This is a genomic window from Nakamurella sp. UYEF19 (genome assembly GCF_040546275.1).
Classification (GTDB): domain Bacteria; phylum Actinomycetota; class Actinomycetes; order Mycobacteriales; family Nakamurellaceae; genus Nakamurella.
In genome coordinates this window covers 72,343-94,679 of the sequence record NZ_JBEPNO010000007.1, presented here as the reverse complement: position 1 = coordinate 94,679, position 22,337 = coordinate 72,343, and the positions used below count along the sequence as shown (strand labels likewise).

2 protein-coding genes are annotated in these 22,337 nt (G+C 70.8%); both read right to left on the bottom strand.

Annotation, left to right across the window (positions count from 1 at the left end; all coding sequences use genetic code 11):
* Positions 1 to 91: 91 nt before the first annotated feature.
* Positions 92 to 5,734: a type I polyketide synthase gene (locus tag ABIB25_RS12155; RefSeq protein WP_354528719.1), complete on the bottom strand. Its 5,643-nt coding sequence runs from the start codon at positions 5,732 to 5,734 to the stop codon at positions 92 to 94.
* Positions 5,731 to 22,227: an SDR family NAD(P)-dependent oxidoreductase gene (locus tag ABIB25_RS12150; protein WP_354528718.1), complete on the bottom strand. Its 16,497-nt coding sequence runs from the start codon at positions 22,225 to 22,227 to the stop codon at positions 5,731 to 5,733. The genes ABIB25_RS12155 and ABIB25_RS12150 overlap by 4 nt, the downstream gene beginning before the upstream one ends.
* Between the last annotated feature and the right edge of the window lie 110 nt (positions 22,228 to 22,337).

Here is a 22,337-nt window from a genome sequence, read left to right as displayed (position 1 = left end):
CGACCAGGTCGGCGGCCGCCTTCTTGAGGTACTCGCGGAGCTTGTCCTCGTTGGCCATCTCAGTTCGCCTCTCGCTGGAAGTGCGCAGTCATCAGGACAGGCCGAGTTCATCGAGCATGTCGAACATGTCGTCGTCGGTGGCTTCCGCCAGCCGGGTCCTGACGTCTTCACCGGGCTCGGCCGCCGCGCTCTCCAGCGCGGCACTGCCGAGCAGTTCGTGCAGCCTCGCGGTCACTCTTGCCCTGGCCTCGTCCGCGCCGGAAGCGCCAAGAGCACCCAGGGCGCCGAGAGTTCCTTCCAACCTGGCGATGTCGGCCAGGATGGAGTCGAGGGCGATGGTCCCGGCATCGGGGACGACCAACTCCTCCGCCAACATGGCGGCGATGTGGTTCGGTGTGGGGTAGTCGAAGACGAGGGTCGGCGCTAGCCGGAGCCCGGTGACCTCGGCGAGCCGGTTGCGCAGCTGCACGGCGGTGAGCGAGTCGAACCCGAGGTCCTTGAGAGGTCGGCCGCTGCTGATCGAGTCGACGGACGGGATGGACAGGACGGTCGCGACCTGTGCGGTGACCAGCTCCAGCAAGACCTCGAGCCGCTCCTGCGGATCCTTGCCCGCCAACGTGTTCAGCAGCCGGCCCGACGTCGAGGCGCCCTCGCGCTTGGCCGGGATCTTGACCAGGCCGGTCAATAGCGGCGATAGCATCTGCTGTTCGGCGAGGCGCCGCAGGACCGCGGAATCCAGCTTCACGGGGACCTGCAGCGGGTGCCCGCAGGTGACGGCCGCGTCGAAGAGCGCCAGCGCCTGCCCCGACGGGAGCGAGACCATGCCGCCGGAGGACATCCGGTCGGTGTCGGCGTCGCCGAGGTGGGCGGTCATCCCGCTGGCAGTCTCCCAGAGGCCCCAGGCCAGCGACACGGCCGGAGCGCCCTGGTTCGACCGGACCTGGGCCAGTGAGTCGAGGAAGACGTTGGCTGCGGCGTAGTTCGCCTGGCCCGGGCCACCGAAAATGCCTGCGGTGGAGGAGAAGAAGACCATCGGGGTACCGGGAGCCGCTGCCCGGTGGAGGTTCCAGGCCGCGTCGACCTTCGGGCGCATCACCTGCTCCAGGGCCTCGGGCGTCAGCAGGTGCAGCAGTGAGTCCGACAACATACCGGCCGCGTGCACCACCGCGCTGATCCGGTGCTGGGCGAAGAGCGCGTCGACCTGGACCGGATCGGTGACATCGCAGCCGACCACCTGGATGTCGGCGCCGGCCGCTGTCAGCTCGTCGACCAGTTCACCGACACCCTCGGCGTCGGCGCCGCGCCGTCCGGCGAGCAGGAGCTGCGTGATGCCGCTGTCGGTCACCAGGTGCCGGGCCAGGAGGGCGCCGAGCGTGCCGGTGCCGCCGGTGATCAGCAATCGGCCGTCACCGGCAAGATCCAGCGGGCTGTCGGCACCGCGGTCGGCCTTGGCCAGCCGGGGCAGGTGGCCGACACCGTCCCGGAGGACGACCTGGTCCTCGTCCGACGTCGCGACGGACGGCAGACAGCTCACCGACGACTCGTCGACGTCGATCAGGGCGAACCGGCCGGGGTTCTCGGTGATGGCCGAACGCAGCAGCCCCCAGATCGCGGCAGCGACCGGATCCGGAGCCACCCCGTCGTCGACGGTGGTCACCGCGCCGCGGAGCAAGACGACCAGACGGGAATTGCGCAGACCGTCGTCGGCCAGGAAGCGCTGCAACAGGTCCAGCGTGATGGCCGCCTGCTGCCGGGCGAGAACTCCGGCGTGGTCGGACGAACGGTCGCAGCCGGCCAACGGATCGTGCAGGACCACGGCGGCGGTGGGCAGGTCGGCCAGCGTCGCCGCCCGCGACAGCCCGAGCTCCTGCAGTCCGAGCCGGTCCGGTCCGAGCACTGCGACGTCCACACTGGACCCGGTCGACCCGGTCGGCACCGACCAGGGCACCCACCGGAGCTGGTAGAGATCGGTGGGACTGCCGCCAGCTGCGGCGGCCAGCTGGGCCGCCGAGATGCGCCGCACGGCAAGGGAAGACGTCGAGAAGACCGTCCGGCCCTGCTCGTCGGTGACGTCGATGGCGATCGAGTCCGGCCCCGCGGGCCGCAGGTGGGCGTGCAGTTCAGTGGCCGGCAGCCGGGTGGCGGTCGCGTCCGTCCAGGCGAAAGGCAGTGCGGCGCCGTCACCTTCCGTGCCGTCGCCGCTGAGGAAGTCGCCCAGCGCGATCGCGTGCTGGACCGCATCCAGCAAGGCCGGATGCACGGTGAACGAGTCGAGTTCGGACCGCAGGGATTCGGGGGCAGCCACGGTCGCGAAGATCTCCGTGCCGCGGTGCCAGGCCGAGACCAACCCCTGGAACGCCGGACCGTACTCGAGCCCCGAGTCGAAGAGGTTGTCGTAGAACGAGTCCAGCTCGATCGGCTCGACTCCGGTCGGCGGCCAGATCGGTGCCACGTCCGGTGCCTGACCGGCGTCGGGGCCAGGTGCGCCGGCTGCGGCCAGCGTCCCGGCGGCGTGGCGTGTCCACGGCTCGTCCTCGTCCGCGGCGGCGTTCCGGGTGTGGATGGTGACGGTTCGCGAGCCATCCTGGCTCTCCGGCGTCCCCGAGACCATCACCCGCAGGTGCAGGCTGCTGGACTCCGGGACCACCAGCGGGGCTTCGGCGGTGAGGTCCGCGACCATGGGCAGGCCGACCCGGCGACCGGCGTCCAACGCCAGTTCCAGCAGGGCGGTCCCCGGCAGGATGGTGGTGCCGCGGACGGCGTGGTCGACGATCCAGCGGGTGGTGTCCCGGTCGATCCGTCCGGTCATCAGCAGGGCGTCGCTGTCGGGCAGGCTGACGGCCGCGGCGACCAGCGGGTGGTCCGTGCGGATCTGCCCGATCGCGGAGGCGTCGCCGGAGGACGCGACGGTCTGCACCCAGAAGCGTTCGTGGTCGAAGGCGTAGGGCGGCAGCTCGATCCGGCCCTTGGCGGGCGTCGGGATGCTGTCCGCGAAGCTCACCGGTCCGCCGGCGACGAAGGTCTCGGCCATCGAGAGCAGCAGGCGGTCGAGGCCGCCGTCCTGGCGGCGCAGCGACCCGACGGTGACGGCGTCGGCGCCAAGGGCGGTGAGCGTCTGCTCGGTCGGCACGGTGAGGATCGGGTGCGGGCTCATCTCGGCGAACGTGCCGAAGCCCTGCCCGGCCAGCTCGCGGATCGCGGATTCGAAACGCACGGTCTGCCGGAGGTTCTCGAACCAGTAGGCCGCGCCCAGTTCGGCGGTGTCCAGGAAGGCGCGGCGGACGGTGGAGAAGAACGGCACCCCGGTCGAGCGGGGAGTGACCGGTGCGAGCGCGACCGCGAGTTCCTGCTCGATCGGCTCGACCGCGGCGCAGTGGGACGCGTAGTCGACGGCGATGCGCTTGACCCGCACGCCCTGGGTCTCCAGGTCGGCGGCAAGCGTGTCCAGCGCGGCGATCTCGCCGGCGACGACCACGGCGTCGGTGCTGTTGACCACGGCGATCGACAGGCGATCACCGTAGGGCACCAGTCGGCTCGCGGCCTCGGCCTCGGGCAGACCGACCGACAGCATGCCGCCGGTTCCGGCCAGGGCGACGATCGCCCGGCTCCGAAGGGCCACGACCCTGGCAGCATCGGAAAGACTCAGCGCGCCGGCCACACATGCAGCGGCGATCTCGCCCTGGGAATGACCGACGACGGCGGCCGGGGACACCCCGTTGGCCTGCCAGGCGGCGGCGAGCGAGACCATCATCGCCCAGAGCGCCGGCTGCACCACGTCGACCCGGTCGAGGCCCGGTGCGCCGGGTACGCCGCGCAGGACGTCCATCAGCGAGAAGTCGACGAACTCCGACAGGGCCGCCGCACACTCCTCGAGGCGCTCGGCGAACGCGGGCGAAGTGGCCATCAGTTCCTGCGCCATGCCCGGCCACTGCGCGCCCTGCCCGGGGAAGACGAAGACGGCGCGGTTCGGGTCGGTCCCGTCGTCGGCCGACTTCTGGCCCGTCACCACCGTTTCGGTGGGCGTGCCGGCGGCGAGTGAGCGCAACCCGGCGATGACGGTGTCCCGGTCGTCGCCGACGACCACCGCGCGGTGCTCGAACGGCACCCGCAGTATCAATCGGGCGGCAACCGCTGCGGGGGTGAGGGTCTCGTTCTTCGTCATCGAGTCGGCGAGCCTCGCGGCCTGTCGGCACAACGCGGTCGCGGTCCGCGCGGTGAGGACCAGGGGTACTGCCGCCGTGCCGACTGTCGTTGTGTCGTCGACCGTCTCGGTTGGGGTGGCGGTCACGGCCGAACCCTGCTCGAGGATGACGTGCGCATTGGTGCCGCTGACGCCGAAGGAGGAGACGGCGCTACGGCGGGGCCGGTCGCCGGGTGTCGTCCAGGCCTGCGGCTGCAGCAGGAGTTCGACAGCCCCGGCGGACCAGTCGACCTCGGGGCTCGGGGCGTCGACGTGCAGGGTGGCCGGCATGACGCCGTGCCGCATGGCCTGCACCATCTTGATCACGCCGCCGACGCCGGCCGCGCCCTGGGTGTGGCCGATGTTGGACTTCAGCGATCCGAGCATCACCGGTCCGAGTTCCGCGGCGCGCTGGCCGTAGGTGGCCAGCAGGGCCTGCGCCTCGATGGGATCGCCGAGCGGTGTGCCCGTGCCGTGTCCCTCGATGAGGTCGACGTCGGACGTGGTCAACCGGGCATCGGCCAGGGCCTGCCGGATGACGCGGCGCTGGCTCGGTCCGTGGGGGGCGGTCAGCCCGTTGGAGGCACCGTCCTGGTTGATCGCCGATCCCCGGATGACGGCCAGCACCGGATGTCCCTGCCGCGTCGCGTCGGAAAGACGTTCGATGACGATGGTGCCGACGCCCTCGCCCCAGCCGGTGCCGTCGGCGCCGGCAGCGTAGGCGCGGCAGCGACCGTCGACGGACAGGCCGCGTTGGCGGGAGAAGTCGACGAAGGTGCCGGGGGTGGCCATCACGGTCACGCCGCCGGCCACCGCCATCGAGCAGTCGCCGGTGCGCAGGGATTGCACCGCAAGGTGGATGGCGACCAGCGAGGAGGAGCAGGCGGTGTCGACGGTGACGGCCGGGCCCTCGAAGCCGAAGGTGTAGCTGACCCGTCCGGAGGCGACGCTGGCGGAGGTACCGGTGCTGATGTAGCCGCCGATCTCCGGCTCGTCCGAGCGCTCCAGCAGGTTCATGTAGTCGTGGTAGACGAGGCCCGAGAACACGCCGACCGGAGCACCTTTGAGCGTCCGGATGTCCAGTCCCGCGTCCTCGAACGCCTCCCAGGTCGACTCCAGCAGGAGCCGCTGCTGCGGATCCATCGCCAGCGCCTCGCGCCGGGAGATGCCGAAGAAGGACGGGTCGAAATCACCGGCGTCGTGCAGGAATCCGCCGCGCTTGGTCAGCGAGGTGTTGGGGCGCAAACCGGTCGGGTCGAACAGGCCCTCGACGTCCCAGCCGCGGTTGGTGGGGAAGTCGGTGGTACCGACCGCCCCGTCCGCGACCAACTGCCACAGGTCCTGCGGCGAGGTCACCCCACCGGGATACCGACAGGCCATCCCGACGATGGCCACCGGCTCGGCCAGTGCCGACTCGGCGTGCTCGAGCTTCTTGCGGGTCTGCTGCAGTTCGGTGGTGACCCGCTTGAGGTAGTCGAGGATCTTCTTGTCCTGCTCGGCGGCAGAGGGCGTGCCCGTGGCCGTGCTGCTGCTCGTGCCCAGTGTGCTCGTCATGATTCGGACAGCCCCAATTCGTTGTCGATGAAGTCGAAGATCTCGCTCGCGGAAGCCTCCTGGAGGCCCTCGGCCGCCGTGTCCGCCGCCGGCGGCTGCTGCCCGTCGCGGAGACGACCCAGCAGGGCGGCCAACCGGTCGGCGACCCTGCCGGTGACCAGTTCATGCGGATCCGCTCCGACCAGGGCGGCCTCCAGCTGGTCGAGCCCCTGGCTCAGGCCGACGACGCCGACGCCCGGCCCTGAATCGGGGAGCACCCGCTCGCGCAGTTCGGCGGCCAGCGCCGCACAGGTCGGATGGTCGAACACCGCGGTGGCCGGCAGGTTCAGGCCGGTGCTCCGGCTCAGACGATCGCGCAGTTCCACCGCCGAGACCGAACTGAAGCCGAGATCCCGGAATGACGTGCCGATCTCGACAGCGGTCACGTCGGCGTGTCCCAGTGTCCTGGCCACCGCAGCGCGGACGATCGCCCGCAGCTCCGCCAGCTGATCGTCGACTCCGAGCACACCCAGCCGGGCGAGCAGGGCTCTGGCCGACTCGGCTGCTTCCTCGGCCCGTCGTTCGCGCATCGCCCTGACCGCAGCCAGGTCCGCCAGCAGCGCCGGGACGGCAACATCGGCGGTGTCGGCAAGCCGCGCTGCCCAATCGATCTCGGCCAGCAGGAGGCCGGTGACGTTGCCTCCGAGCGCCGCCAGCAGGGGCCGGATCGCGGACTCGCCGTCGATGCCGGCGGCCATCGCCGGGAGGCCGATCGCCCGGCGACCGGCGGCCAGGTCGGCGTGCCGGTCGGCCAGCACGGCCGCGTCGAGCGAACCGGGGGTGCCGACCGCCGCGTCCGCTCCGGCCAGCAGGACGAACCGTTCCACCGGCGTGTGCGCGGTGAGCTGGTGCAGGGCCGTCAGGCGGGTTGATTCCGCGCCGGCGTCTCCGTCCTCGCGGGCCAGGTGGACGATGGCCGACAACCCCTGGTGGGCAGGCAGGTCGATGCAGCCGGTGGACGGATCCACCACGGCGACGGCGGTGTTCGCGCCGAGTCCGGCGATGGTGTCGGCCAGGTGGTCGTTCTCGCCGCCCAGCAGCACCAGGTCGGTGATCCCGGCTGCGATCAGGCCGCGGACCACCGGCTCGGCCAGGGCGGTCCCGGCGTCGCTGCTGATCAGCACGGGCCCGGAGGGGACCCAGGCCGTCGCCGGTAGGGGCGCCTGGGTGAGGCGCGGCGCGAACACCTCGCCGCCGCGGAGGACCAGCTGGTTCTCCGTGCTGTCCAACGACACCGCGGCGCAGAGTTGCCCGACGGTGGCCGCATCCAGCAGGTCGGGGGTGTCGATGACGCCGCCGAAGAACGCCGGCAGGTCGGCGGACAGGGCCCGGCCCATGGCCCACGCTCCGGCAGGGGCGTTCGGGACGCCGTCGGTGGCGTCACCGATCACCACCCGTTCGCCCTCGACGGTGCCGGCCGTGCCGGAGGTGACCAGCCACACCCTGGCGGGCAGGTTCAGCGCGGCCGTGGCCGTGGCGGCGGCCAGGCCAAGTTCGGGACCGAGATCCCGCCCACCCCAGGCGATGACGCCGGCGACATCGGCAATGCCGAGCGCCGCACGGGTCAGGGCCGCAGAGAAGGCGGCACGGACAGCGTCGGCGGTCGGCTTCCCGTTGTCCGGCAAGACGACCGGGAGGGGTAGAGCACCCCGGGCCCGGAGGGATTCGGTGAGGATCGACGCCGGAGCGGCACCGACCGTCAGCAGGAACCAGGCGCTGTGCAACGGTCGGGCCGAAGGAGCGCTGATCCGCTTCCAACCCGTGACGTACGCACCGCGGGACTGGTCGCCGCTCTGACGCGCGCGGCGCCAGGAGGCCAACCACGGCAACACCTCTGCCATCTTCTGCCGGGCGTCGCCGTCCATCGCCAGCGTCCGGCCGACCGATTCGAGGTCGTCGTCCTGGACTGCCGCCCAGAACTCGGCCTCGTCGGATCCGAGGGCCGGACCTGTCCGCTCGTGGGGGTTGCGCAGGTCGTCGAGCCAGTAGTGCTCGTGGGAGAACGCGTAGGTGGGCAGGGTGACCTGCCGGCCGCGACCCGCGAAGCCGGCGAAATCGATGGACTGGCCGGTGATGTGGGCCCGGGCCATGGCCGCGAGGAAGCCGCACACCTCGTCGGTCTGCCGGCGCAGGCTGCCGGTGACCACGGGATAGTCGTCCGCAGACAGGTCAAGGCTGTCCAGCGTGTCGATGGCCGGGCCGACGAGGGCGGCATCCGGTCCGATCTCGATGATGAGCGAGACCTGCGCCGAAGCCAGGGTCTTCACGCTGTCGACGAACCGGACTGCCGCCCGGATGTGGGACACCCAGTACGACGCGGTTTGCAGCACACCGGGTTCGGCGATCTCCCCGGTGACGTCGGAGACGACCGGAATCTGCTGCTCGCCGAAGGTGAGGTCGGTGATCCGGGACTCGAAATCCTCCAGCATGCCCTCCATCCGCGACGAGTGGAACGCGTGCGAGACGGTCAGGGCCTTGGTGCGGAACCCGTGTCCACCGAACTCGGAGACCAGGGCGTCGACCGCGTCGGCGTCACCGGAGATGACCACCGACTCCGGGGCGTTGACGGCTGCGATGTCCAGCGACGTGCCAGGGTGCTGCGCCAGATGTGCCGAGACAGCCTGGGCCACGGCTGCTTCGCCGGTGCCGATGGCAGCCATGGCGCCGCCGGAGGGCATTGCCGCCATCAGCGCACCGCGCGCGGTGACCAGCGTCGCGGCGTCTGCCAGCGACAGCACGCCGGCGACGTGGGCCGCGGTGATCTCGCCGACCGAGTGGCCGGCGAGCACGGTCGGGGCCAGCCCGAAGGACTGCGCCAACCGGTACAGCGCGGTCTCCACCGCGAACAGCGCCGGCTGGGTGAAGTCGGTGCGGTCGAGCAGGTCTGCCTCCGCGGAGCCGGGCTCTGCGAAGACGATGTCGCGCAGCGACGGGCGGGCGGTGGTGGCGTCGTCGATGGCGGTGGAATCAACACCGGCGGCGTGATCCAGGGCCGCGCAGGCCTTGTCGAACGCTGTCGCGTAGACGTCGAAGGTGGCATAGAGGTCGCGGCCCATGCCGATCCGCTGGGCGCCCTGACCGGTGAACATCACGGCAGTCCCGCCGCGCCTGGTCCGGCCGGCCAGGTCGCAGTCGCCGGACACCAGTCGAGCCAGCTGGTCGGTGAGTTCCCGCGCAGTGCGACCGTGCAGCACGGCGCGGTGGTCGAAGCGGTGGCGCGCCGTCAGCGTGGCCGCCACGTCGCGAGGTGACGGGGACTCGAGGACCAGGTGGTCCAGCAGGCGGCCGGCCTGGTGGCGCAGTGCCGCCTCCGACCGTGCCGAGAGCGTCCAGACGATGGGTGCATCGTCGACGACCGCCGGCTCGATCGCCTGCGGGGGAGCAGCTTCCAGGATGACGTGGGCGTTGGTGCCGCTGAATCCGAAGGAGGAGACCGCGGACCGGCGTGGGCGTCCGGTGGTCGCCCAGGGGGTGGACTCGGTGGCGACCCGGACGTGTCCGGCGGTCCAGTCGACGTGCTCGGACGGCTCGGTGACGTGCAAAGTGGCCGGCACCACGCCGTACCTCATGGCGTGCACCATCTTGATCACGCCGGCCACCCCGGCGGCGGCCTGGGTGTGCCCGATGTTCGACTTCAGCGAGCCGATCAGCACCGGGGCGCCGTCGGGGTCCCGCTGTCCGTAGGTCGCGATCAGGGCCTGCGCCTCGATCGGGTCGCCCAACGCCGTACCGGTGCCGTGTGCCTCGACGACGTCCACCTCGGACGGCGACAGCCCGGCCGACGCGAGGGCGTCGCGGATCACCCGCTGCTGGCTCGGGCCGTTGGGGGCGGTCAGTCCGTTGGAGGCCCCGTCCTGGTTGACGGCGGAACCGCGCAGGACGGCGAGCACCTGGTGACCCTGCCGGGTGGCGTCCGAGAGGCGTTGCAGCATGAGCATTCCCACGCCCTCACCCCAGGCGGTGCCGTCGGCGCCGGCACCGAACGGCTTGCACCGGGCGTCGGGGGCGAGACCGTGCTGGAGGGAGAAGTCGATGAAGGTGTTCGGCAGCGCCATCACCGTCACACCGCCGGCCAGCGCCAGGTCGCACTCACCGGACCGCAGGGACTGCGCGGCCAGGTGCAACGCGACCAGCGACGAGGAACAGGCGGTGTCGACCGTCATGGCCGGGCCGTGCAGACCCAGGGCGTAGGACACCCGGCCGGAGAGCACCCCGCCGGACGTGCCGGTGCCCATGAAGGCGTCGACGCCCTCTGGCGGGCCCGCCACCAACTGCGAGGCGTAGTCGCTGTAGATCGACCCGACGTAGACGCCCGTCCTGGTACCGCGGAGGGTGGCCGGGTCGATGCCGGCGGCTTCGCAGGCCTCCCAGGAGCTTTCCAGCAGGAGTCGTTGCTGCGGGTCCATCGCGAGCGCCTCGCGGGGCGAGATGCCGAAGAAGGCCGCGTCGAACTGGCCGGCGTCGTGCAGGAACGATCCCTGGTTGACGTAGGACGTGCCCGGCGTCTGACCGGTCGGGTCGTAGAGGCCTTCGACGTCCCAGCCGCGGTCGGTCGGGAAGGTGGTCAGGCTGTGGCGGCCCGAGGACACCAGATCCCAGAACTTGTCGGGGTTGTCGGCTCCGCCGGGGAAGCGGCAGGACATCCCGACGATGACGATCGGGTCGTCGCCGGTGTTGATCCGTTCCACCCTGGGGACGTCCGGCTCGTCGCCGGTCTCGCCGCCGAGGAGCTCGGCCAGCAGGAAGTCGGCCATCGCCGGGATGCTCGGGTAGTCGAAGACGAGCGTCGCGGGCAGTCGCAGTCCGGTGGCCGTGTTCAGCCGGTTCCGCAGTTCGATCGAGGTGAGCGAGTCGAAACCGATGTCCTTGAAGGTCGTCTCGGCATCGAGCGCAGACGGGTCGGGATAGCCGAGGACGGTGGCGGCCTCGGTCCGCAGGAGTTCGACGAGAGTGGCGCTGCGGGCGGCGGTGTCGAGCGTGCGGAGCTTGGCGGCCAGTCCGGTCGCTGCATCGGCACCCGCGGCGGCGACGATTCGACGACGGGCGGTGCCGGACAGGAGACCGCGCAGGATCGGCGGCACCATGTCGCCCTGGCCGGCCAGCGCCGCGGCGTCGATGTGCATGGCGACCACCCCGGCGTCGGCGATCCGGGCGGACAGGTCGAGGAGCGACAGGCCTTCGTCGCTGCGGATGGGCGGGAAACCGGCCCTGGTCAGGCGCGCGGTGTCCTCGGCGGACAGATCGCCGCTCATCCCGTGCTCGCCGGCCCAGAGACCCCAGGCGATGGACCGACCCGGCAGACCGGCCCTTGCCCGTCGGACCATGGATGCGTCCAGGTAGGAGTTGGCCGCCGCGTAGTTGCCCTGGCCCGGGTTGCCCAGAACCCCGGCTGCGGAGGAGAACACCACGAAGTCGGCGAGATCAAGACCGCGGGTGGCGTTCTCGAGGTTCGCCACGGCGTCGACCTTGGGCGCGAACACCCGCTGCAGCCGGACCGGGTCCAGGGTGGCGATGACGCCGTCGTCGAGCAGGCCGGCGCTGTGGATCACCGCTGTCAGCGGGTGGGCGGCCGGTACCGAGCCGATCAGCCGCTCGACCGACTGCGGGTCGGTCAGGTCGGCGGCGACGAACTGCACTGCAGCGCCGAGGGTTTCCAGTTCGGTGCGCAGCTCGTCTGCTCCAGGGGCGTCGGCCCCGCGGCGAGAGGTCAGGAGCAGGTGCCGGACTCCGCCTCCGGCCAGGTGTCGGGCGGTCAGTGCCCCCAGCGCGCCGGTACCACCGGTGATCAGTACGGTGCCGGTGGCCTCGACGGCTCGCGGCAGGGTGAGGGCGACCTTGCCCACATGACGGGCCTGTCCGACGAAACGGAAGGCCTCCGGCGCCTGACGCACATCCCAGCAGGTCAGCGGTAGGGGCTGCAGTGCACCGGACTCGAAGAGGGCCAGCAGGTCCAGCAGCATCTCCTGGGTCCGGACCGGTCCGGCCTCGATCAGGTCGAAGGCGCGGTAGGCCACACCGGGATGCGTCGCGGCGACGTCCGCAGGCTTGCGCACGTCGGTCTTGCCCATCTCGATGAACCGGCCACCGGCGGGCAGCAGCCGGAGCGAGGCGTCGACGAAGTCGCCGGCCAGCGAGTCCAGCACCACATCCATTCCGCTGCCGGATGTCTCGGCCAGGAACTCCGACTCGAAGTCCAGGTTGCGCGAGTTGGCGAGCCGGGTCGGGCTGATACCCGCACCCTGGACGACGTCCCACTTGCCGGGGCTGGCGGTGGCGTAGACCTGCGCGCCCAGGTGCTGTGCGAGTTGGACCGCAGCCATCCCGACACCGCCGGCGGCGGCGTGCACCAGGATCCGCTCCCGCGGCTGCAGGGCGGCCAGATCCACCAGCGCGTAGTAGGCGGTCAGGAAGACCAGCGGAGCAGCGGCGGCCTGCGCGAACGTCCAGCCGTTCGGCATCCGGGCAGCCATGTTGCGTTCGCAGATGGCCGAGGTGGCAAAGGCTTCCGAGCGGGTGATCCCCAGGACACGGTCGCCGGGCAGCAGATCGGTGACGTCCGGCCCGATCTCGATGACGACACCGGCACATTCCAAGCCGAGCCAGCCGGCGTCACCCGGGTACATGTCGAGCACATTCATCACATCGCGGAAGTTGACGCCCGCTGCGCGGACCGAGATGCGGATCTCGTCGCCGACCAGCGGCCGGACGCCCTCGACGCAGGGGACGAGCGTCATCGCCTCGATGGTCCCTGATTTCGCTCCGCCGAGACGCCAGTGGGTGGTGTCGGCGGGTGGCTGGAGGCCGGCTCGTGCCACCGCAAGGCGAGGGGTCCGCAGCTGACCGCCGCGGATGGCGACCTGTGGTTCGTCGCAGTCGACGGCGGCCGCGAGGGACGCTGGCGAGGTGCCCTGGGCGTCCAGGTCCACCAGGAGGATTCGACCGGGGTTCTCCGACTGGGCCGACCGGATCAGACCGGCCGCGGTGGCCCCCGGCAGATCGGTGATGGTGTCGGACGTCGCGGCGGCCACCGCGCCGGAAGTGAGGAAGACCAACAGGGTGGCGGCGAGACTCTGGTGAGCCAGCAGGCGCTGCAGGAGGTCCAGGACCCGAGCCGACTCGGCCAGGACCGCGGCCGGGTCGTCGGTGCTCACCGAACGGCTGCCGACCGGTATCAGGAGCGCGTCGATCGTGGCGGCGTCCAGGTCGGCGGCGTCGGCGAACAGTCGGGCTCCCGGCGCACCGACGGCCGCTGGGTCCAGCGGAACGTCGGTCAGCACCGCCACCCGATCGGTCGGCAATTCGCGGCAGGAGGTGCTGGGGGGCAGCGGGTTCCAGGACGGCACGAACAGCGACCGGTCCAGGACGGAGTCGATGGCGGGGGCCGCGATGGCCTCGCTGGGCAGCGAGCGCAGGGTGACGCGGCCGATCGTGGCCAGCCCCGTTCCGTCCTGGTTGGTCAGCCGCAGCGAGTAGTTCCCGTCGGCGGTCCGGCTCAGGTGGACGCGGGCGACGGTGGCGTCGAGGGAATGCACCTCGACGTCGGCGAACGAGAACGGCACGGTCGGGCCGCTGGTGGTGTCGGTCTCGTGGGGGCCCTCGTTCGGGCTCTCGTTCGGGCACTCGGTGGCGCCGGCCAGCGGGATGGTGTGGAGTGCGGCGTCGAGCAGGGCCGGATGGATGGTGTGCCCGGCGCTGGTGATGCCGTCGGGTAGGGCCAGCTCACCGTGGATGTCGCCGTCTGGTGTGCGCCAGGCACTCGTCAGGTTGCTGAACGTGGGTCCGTAGTTCAGGCCGGTCGACGCGAGATCGGCGTAGTGGTCGGCGAGGTCGATGGTCACGGCGCCGACGGGTGGCCAGACCTGCTCGTTCACAACGGCTTTCGCCGACTGGCCGGACAGCGAGCCCTGGGCGTGCAGTGTCCAACCGGTGGCACCGTCCGGCCGCGAGTGAATGGTGACCGTCGACGTTTCCGGGTCGACCGGGGTGGTGGTCACCTGCACCGTGGTGCGGCCGGTGGCCGGGATCACGAGCGGCGTGGTGGTGGTGAGCTCGGCGAGGTGGGGCGCACCGATGGCGTCACCGGCGTGGATGGCCAGATCGATCAGCGCGGTCGCCGGCAGGATCACGGTGTCGCCGATCTGGTGGTCGGCGAGCCACGGATGGCTGGTGGTGGAGAGCTTTCCGGTGTGAGTGGTCGCCCCGGTCCCGGCGTGCTGCCACGATGCGGCCAGCAGGGGATGGGTGGTGCCGTCCAACCCGGCCGCCTGCACGTCGCCGACTCTGGTACTCGGGAGCAGCCAGTAGTTCTGGTGGTCGAAGGCGTAGGTGGGCAGTTCGACGTGGTTCCCTCCGGCCAGGAGTTGGGTGAAGTCGATGGGTGCGCCGATGGTGAGCAGCTGCGCCAGCCCGGTGAGGAACGTGGTGGGCTGGTCGCGGTCGCGGCGCTGCAGCCCGACCACGGTGATCGTGCTGGTGATGCTGCTGGTCGTGCTCGCGTCGAGGGTGTCCTGGGTGGGGGCGGTCAACGCCGAATCGGGTCCGACCTCCACGATGGCGGCGACACCGAGACCGGCGATGGTGGTGACGGTGTCGGCGAACCGCACCGCCGCCCGCACATGCTCAGCCCAGTACCGCGCGGTTTGCAGCAGTCCGGGTTCGGCGACCTTTCCGGTCACCCCGGACACGATCGGGAAGCGTTGCACCCCGAACTCGATGCTGCTCAACGCCTCCTCGAACTCGGCGAGCATCGGCACCATCAACGCGGAATGGAACGCGTGGGAGACGGTCAGCTGCTTGCAGCGGACCCCGCGGCCGGTGAACACCTGCACCAGCTGCTGCACGGTTTCGATGTCGCCGGAGATGACCGTCGAGGTCGGGGAGTTGACCGCCGCCACCTCCACCCCGGCATAGTCGGCGAGGATCTGCTGGACGGTCTGCTCGTCGGTGCCGAGGGCGGCCATCCCGCCACCGGCGGGCAGCGCATCCATCAACGCACCGCGGGTGACGACCAGCAACGCCGCATCTTCCAGGGTGAGGACCCCGGCGACGTGGGCGGCGGTGATCTCCCCCACCGAATGCCCCGCCACCACCGCGGGGGTCAACCCGAACGAGGCGGTCAAGGCGAACAGCGCCGTCTCCACCGCGAACAACGCGGGCTGGGTGTACCGGGTCCGATCCAGCAGTGCGGCTGCGGCGGAACCCGGTTCGGCGAACACCACCGACTTCAACCCGACCCACGACTTGTCGGACGCAGCAGCCGCATCGACCGCGGCAGCAGCAGCGTCGAACGCCGCCGCGAACACCGGATGCGCCTCGTACAGACCAGCGCACATCCCGACCCACTGCGCACCCTGACCGGTGAACACCACCCCGAGACCGGCGAACTTCCGGCCGGCCGTTCCGGTGACTACTGAAGACGTTGGCTGGTCGGCCGAGAAGGCCTGCAGCGCAGCAATTCGTTGATCGGTGGACCCGGCGACAATCACTGCGCGGTGCTCGAACCGCGAGCGCCGCCACAGGGTCGCGGCGATGTCCGGACCGACCAGCCGGCCCCCGTCTGCCAGCTGGTCGGCCAAGCGTGCGGCCTGACCGTTCAGTGCGTCCTCGGACCTGGCCGAGAGCACCCAGGGCAACAGGTCGTCCTGGGTGGTCGGCGCCGTCGCCGGAACCTCCACGGTCGAGGGAGCCGGTTGCTCGAGGATGATGTGCGCATTGGTTCCGGAGATGCCGAAGGAGGAGACTGCGGCGCGCCGCGGTCGATCCAGGGTCGGCCACTCCCGTTGCTGCGTCAGCAGTGTGACGCTCCCGGCGGTCCAGTCGATCTTGTCCGACGGCCGCTCGGCGTGCAGCGTCGCCGGCATCACGCCGTGCCGCATCGCCTGCACCATCTTGATGATTCCGCCGACGCCCGCGGCCGCCTGGGAGTGACCGATGTTCGACTTCAACGAGCCGAGGTAGGCCGGTGTCAGGCCTTCACCGCGCTGTCCGTAGGTCGCCAGCAATGCCTGCGCCTCGATCGGGTCGCCCAGCGCGGTGCCGGTGCCGTGCGCCTCGATGAGGTCCACGTCGGCCGCCGTCAGCCGGGCGGCCTCGAGCGCGGTGCGGATGACCTTCTGCTGCGCGGGTCCGTTGGGAGCGGTCAGGCCGTTCGACGCGCCGTCCTGGTTGATGGCCGAACCTCGGATGACCGCCAGGACAGGGTGTCCCAGGCGTTCGGCGTCGGAAAGCCGCTCCAGCAGCAGCATCCCGACGCCCTCCGCCCAACCGGTACCGTCGGCGTCGGCGGAGAAGGCCTTGCAACGACCATCGGCGGCCAGACCACGCTGCCGGGAGAAGTCGATGAACGTGTCCGGGGTGGCCATCACGGTGACACCGCCGGCCAGGGCAAAGCTGCACTCCCCGTTGCGGATCGCGGCCGCGGCCTGGTGGACGGCGACCAGGGAGGACGAGCATGCAGTGTCGACGGTGACCGCCGGGCCCTGCAGCCCGAGGGTGTACGAGACCCGTCCGGAGGCAATGGATCCGCTGACTCCGAGGAGACCCTCGACGCCGGCGGCCGCCCGATCGGCACCCGTGCCGTAGTCGCCGTACATCACGCCGGCGTACACCCCGGTCGACGAGCCACGCAGGGTGGCCGGCACGATACCGGCCGATTCGATGGCCTCCCAGGAGGTCTCCAGTAGCAGGCGGTGCTGCGGGTCCATCGCCAGGGCCTCCCGCGGGGAGATCCCGAAGAAGCCGGCATCGAATTCGCCGACGTCCTGCAGGAAACCACCCTGGGTCGAGTAGGTCTTGCCCGAGACGCTGGGGTCGGGGTCGTAGATACCGGCGATGTCCCAGCCGCGGTTGGTCGGAAAGCCGGAGACGCCGTCCGCTCCGTCGGCGACCAGATCCCACAGACCGGCGGGCGTGCTGACCCCTCCGGGGTAGCGGCACCCCCAGCCGATGATGGCGACCACATCGTCGGCCGTGCGGGGGCCGGCCACCGCGGCCGGCACGGTGGCCACCGGAACGCTCTCGACGAGCAGATCCAGCAGGTGATCGCTGACGGCAGCACACGTCGGGTAGTCGAAGACCAGGGTGGCGGGCAGCGTCAGCGTCGTGACGGTCGCCAGGGAGTTCCGCAGTTCCAGGGCCGTCAGCGAATCGAAACCGAGCTCGGTGAAGGACTGTTCGGGATCGATGCCGGTCGGGTCCGCGTAGTGCAGCACGGAGGCGACCTGCTCGGCGACCACCGTGACGAGGAAGTCGCGCTGGGCCTCGCGATCGATGGTGGTGAGGTGCTCGGCCAGACCCGTTCGACTGCCTTTGGGCTTGCGGGCGGCGGGCGCCAGCACCGACAGCAACGGGGAGGTGGACGGAAGGGAATGGGCTCGCAGACTGACCGGAGCCTGCGCTCCGACGTGGTGGGCCAGGGTGTGGGCCAGCAGGGCAACACCGTGCTCGGCGGTCAGCGGAAGAATGCCGCCGGCCGACATGGATTCGGTGTCGACGTGGGTAGTCATTCCGCTGTTCGTGATCGTCCGCGACGATGTGGGTGACTGGCTCGTCGATGGCGATAAGGATGCCGGCTCGCTCGGCTGCCAGGGGCCCCAGGCCAGCGCCAGGGTCGGTAGACCGTCGGCAGCCTGTTGCGCGGCAAGGGAATCCAGCCAGCTGTTGGCGGCCGCGTAGGCGGCCTGCCCGGCATTGCCCATGGTGCCGGCGACGGAACTGAAGAGCACCAGAGGCGTGCCGGGGGCGGCCTGCTGGAGCGCCAGTGTGGCTGCGACCTTCGGCCCGAACACCGTTTCCAGATGGGCTGGGGTGGTTCCGGGAAGGGTGGCGTCGGCGAGCACACCGGCGGTGTGCACGATCGCCCCCAGCGGAGCGGCCATCGCGCCGAACAGTGCGGACAGCGCCGCGGCGTCGGTGAGGTCGACCGAACTGAAGGTCACGGTGGCGCCGAGGGCGTGCAGGCCGGAGTCGAGTTCCGCTGCGCCAGGGGCGGTCTCGCCGCGTCGGGAGATCAGCAGCAGGTGGGCGGCACCGGAGGCGGCCAGGTGACGAGCGGTCAGCGCGCCGAGTTGACCGGTTCCGCCGGTGATCACCACGGTGCGGGCGGTCAGGTCGACGCCTGCCAGCACGCCGTTGTCCGCGGTGATGTCGGTGCGGGTGAGGACGAGTCGGGGAACCCAGAGGCCGCCGTCCCGGAAAGCCTGCTCGGGTTCGCTGCCGGACCAGCCGGCCAGCAGAGCGGCGACTGCGGTGGCCGGATCCGCGGTGTCGGGGTCCAGGTCGACGAGGCTGATGCGACCGGGGTTCTCGGCCTGGGCGACGCGCACCAGGCCGGGGAGTCCGGCCCGCTCGAGATCGAGCTGTTGCTGGACCTTCTCGGCGGCCTGGACGTGTTCGGCACCGCGGGTCACGATCAGCAGGTGCGTGCCGGTGGTGGCCGGGTCGGCCAGCCACTCCTGCAGCGCACCAAGGGTTTCAGCGGTCCGAGCCAGGATCGCGGAGGCCGACGGGCCGACCGAGTCCTCGTCCAGCGACAGCGCGGGCAGGACGGCGAACGCCGGATGCGCCTGCACCAGCTCCGACAGTTCGGTGTGGTGCTGGACAAATGAGCCGACGGCGCTCAGGGCGGTGGTCCAGGCGGCGACCGGTAGGCCGCCCGGCGTCCACAGCGCGGTGGTGACCTGCGCCGGGTCGACATCTGCAGGGGCGGAACGCCACTCGACGTGGAAAAGCCCCTTCGCCGGTCCGGCGAGATCGCCCGCCGGCAGCGGACGGGCAGCGATCACGCCGATGGACACCAGCCGCTCGCCGCTGGCGGAGGTCAGTTCCAGCCGGGTGGAATTGTTCTCCCGGCTGATCCGAACCCTCGCCTGACGAGAGACCGCGGCCCCGACGTGGACGACGACCTCCTCGAAGGCGAACGGAACCACCGTTCCGGTGGTGGAGGAATCCTCGCTGTCGGCGAGCGGCAGGACGTGGAACGCCGCATCCAACAGGGCGGGATGCACGCTGAAGCCATCGATGTCGGGTCCGGGCCCCAGATCGAGGTCCGCAGTCAGCGACCCGTCCGATGCACGCCAGGCGCGGATCAGATTGCAGAAGACCGGTCCGTAGTTCAGGCCCGATGCGGCGAGATCGTCGTAGTGGCCGGAGAGGTCGAGAGCAACGGCGTCGGTGGGTGGCCACACATCCAGGGCCGGCGGAACTGCCGGGAACGTGGTCCCGGTTGCGGCCAGCGTGCCCTGCGCGTTGGTGGTCCACTCCTGCGTCCCCTGGGGACGGGAGAAGACGCTCAAGCCGAAGGACCCGCGGTCGGCGGCCTGGCCGACGAGCACCTGCAGGTCGACGTGTCCGGTCTCGGGAATGGTGAGCGGGGCGATGACGGTCAGCTCGACGAGCTGGTCCTGGTCCAGGCAGGCGCCGCAGTGGGCAGCCAGATCGAGGAGCGCAGCGGCCGGAAGAACGGCGGTGTCGCCGATGCGGTGGTCCGCCAACCACGGGTGCGCGGACAGCGAAAGGCGCCCGCTGAACACCATTCCGGTGCCGTCCGCCGACCGCGTCACGGCCGCGAGCAGGGGATGGGTCGATTCGTCGAGGCCGGCCGCCGACACGTCGCCCTTGAGCGCCGCCGGCATCAGCCAGAACCGGTGGTGGTCGAAGGCGTAGGTGGGTAGGTCGGCGACACGGGTGGTGGTGTCCAGGAGCTGGGTGAAGTCGATGGGTGCGCCGATGGTGAGCAGCTGCGCCAGCCCGGTGAGGAACGTGGTGGGCTGGTCGCGGTCGCGGCGCTGCAGCCCGACCACGGTGATCGTGCTGGTTGTGCTGCTGGTCGTGCTCGCGTCGAGGGTGTCCTGGGTGGGGGCGGTCAACGCCGCATCGGGTCCGACCTCCACGATGGCGGCGACACCGAGACCGGCGATGGTGGTGACGGTGTCGGCGAACCGCACCGCCGCCCGCACATGATCGGCCCAGTACCGCGCGGTTTGCAGCAATCCGGGTTCGGCGACCTTTCCGGTCACCCCGGACACGATCGGGAAGCGTTGCACCCCGAACTCGATGCTGCTCAACGCCTGCTCGAACTCCGCGAGCATCGGCACCATCAACGCACTGTGGAACGCGTGGGAGACCGTCAGCTGCTTGCACCGGACCCCGCGGCCAGTCAAAAGTGCGACCAGCTGCTGCACGGTTTCGATGTAGCCGGAGATGACGGTGGACGTCGGCGAGTTGACCGCCGCGACCTCCACCCCCTGGTGCGCACTGAGAATTTCCTGGACGGTGGTTTCGTCGGTTCCGATGGCGGCCATCCCACCACCGGCGGGCAGCGCATCCATCAACGCACCGCGGGTGACGACCAGCAACGCCGCATCTTCCAGGGTGAGCACCCCGGCGACGTGGGCGGCGGTGATCTCCCCCACCGAATGGCCCGCCACCACCGCGGGGGTCAGCCCGAACGAGGCGGTCAAGGCGAACAGCGCCGACTCCACCGCGAACAACGCGGGCTGGGTGTACCGGGTCCGATCCAGCAGAGCGGCTGCAGCGGATCCGGGTTCGGCGAACACCACCGACCGCAGTCCAATCCATGACTTGTCAGACGTAGCAGCGGCATCGATGGCGGCGACGGCCTGATCGAACGCCGCCGCGAACACCGGATATGCCTCGTACAGACCAGCGCACATCCCAACCCGCTGCGCACCCTGACCGGTGAACACCACCCCGACCTCTGACCCGCCGCGACCGACCGCACCGGACACCACCGTCCCGGACGGCCGGGCCTCGGCGATCGCCTGCAACCCGGAGATCACCTCGGCGTGGGAGGACCCCACCACCACCGCGCGGTGATCGAACCGGGAACGACCCCACACCCCACCGGCCACCGCCGACAACGACGGAACCGACCCGGAAGACGAAGCAGTGGCCGCGAGAAAGTCCAACAGTCGGCCGGCCTGACCCGCCAACGCCGCCGCCGACCGCGCCGACAACACCACCGGCACCGGCGAATCCGCCGCGGAATCCGACCCAGCAGCGGAAGGCACCGCAGCGACAGAGCCGGCAGAGGCCGCGGCGAACTCCTCCAGGATCACATGCGCATTCGTCCCGGAAATACCGAACGAGGACACCGCAGCCCGCCGCGGACGATCCACCGCCGGCCACTCCCGCGCCTGCGTCAGGAGTTCGACCTGCCCGGCCGTCCAGTCGATCTTCTTGGAGGGGGTGCCGGCGTGCAGCGTCGGCGGCATCATGCCGTGCCGCATGGCCTGCACCATCTTGATGATCCCGCCGACCCCGGCTGCGGCCTGGGAGTGGCCGATGTTGGACTTGAAAGACCCGAGGTAGGCGGGGATCTGGCCGGCGTCGCGCTGTCCATAGGTGGCCAGCAGTGCCTGCGCCTCGATGGGATCACCCAGGGCCGTGCCGGTGCCGTGCGCCTCGATCAGGTCGACCTGGTCGGCGCCGATGCGTGCGGAGGACAGCGCCGCGCGGATGACGCGTCGCTGGGCCGGACCGTTCGGCGCGGTCAGTCCGTTGGATGCGCCGTCCTGGTTGATGGCCGACCCACGAATGACGGCCAGTACGGGGTGTCCCAGCCGCTGCGCATCGGAAAGCCGTTCCAGCAGCAGCATTCCAGCACCCTCGGCCCAACCGGTGCCGTCCGCGTCATCGGAGAACGCCTTGCAACGACCGTCGGCGGCCAGGCCGCGCTGACGGGAGAAGTCGACGAAGGTGTCCGGGGTCGCCATCACGGTGACGCCGCCGGCCAGGGCAAGCGAGCACTCGCCGGCGCGTAGTGCGGAGGCGGCCTGGTGCACCGCGACCAGGGAGGAGGAGCAGGCGGTGTCGACCGTGACGGCCGGGCCCTGCAGTCCCAGCGTGTACGAGACCCGCCCGGAGGCAATGGATCCGCCTACTCCGAGCAGGCCTTCGACGCCGGCCGCGACGCGGTCCGCGCCACTGCCGTAGTCGTGGTACATCACTCCGGCGAACACGCCGGTGTTGGAACCGCGCAGGGTGGCCGGCTCGATACCGGCCGATTCGATTGCCTCCCAGGATGTTTCCAACAGCAGCCGGTGCTGGGGATCCATCGCCAGGGCCTCGCGGGGGGAGATCCCGAAGAAGCCGGCGTCGAAATTGCCGACGCCGGCCAGGAATCCGCCGTGCACCGAATAGGTCTTGCCGGAGACGGCCGGGTCCGGATCGTAGAGACCCTCGACGTCCCAACCACGATCGGTCGGGAACGGGGTGATCGCGTCGTTGCCGCCGGCGACCAGGTCCCACAGCTGTGCGGGGGAGGCGATGCCACCCGGGAATCGGCAGCCCCAACCCACGATGGCCACCGGGTCCCGGTCCTTGCTCTGCAGCACCTTGTTCTGCTCGCGGAGCCGTTCGGTCTCCTTGACCGACGCGCGCAGCGCATCGACAAGGCGTTCCGTGGATGGAGTGGTGGATCGGGGCTCGGTCATGCGTGGTGCCTCCCGGTGCGTCGACTTCTTGTTCCACGTCAAAAGCTAGGTCTGTTTCCGGGTCACCCCAACCCCTGAATTCCCCCAGGTGGCGCTATGGGCATGAGGAC

What these genes read in the sequence shown, in the direction of transcription:
- ABIB25_RS12155 (WP_354528719.1), bottom strand. Translation starts at nt 5,734, where the DNA reads ATGACGAGCACACTGGGCACGAGCAGCAGCACGGCCACGGGCACGCCC.
- ABIB25_RS12150 (WP_354528718.1), bottom strand. Translation starts at nt 22,227, where the DNA reads ATGACCGAGCCCCGATCCACCACTCCATCCACGGAACGCCTTGTCGAT.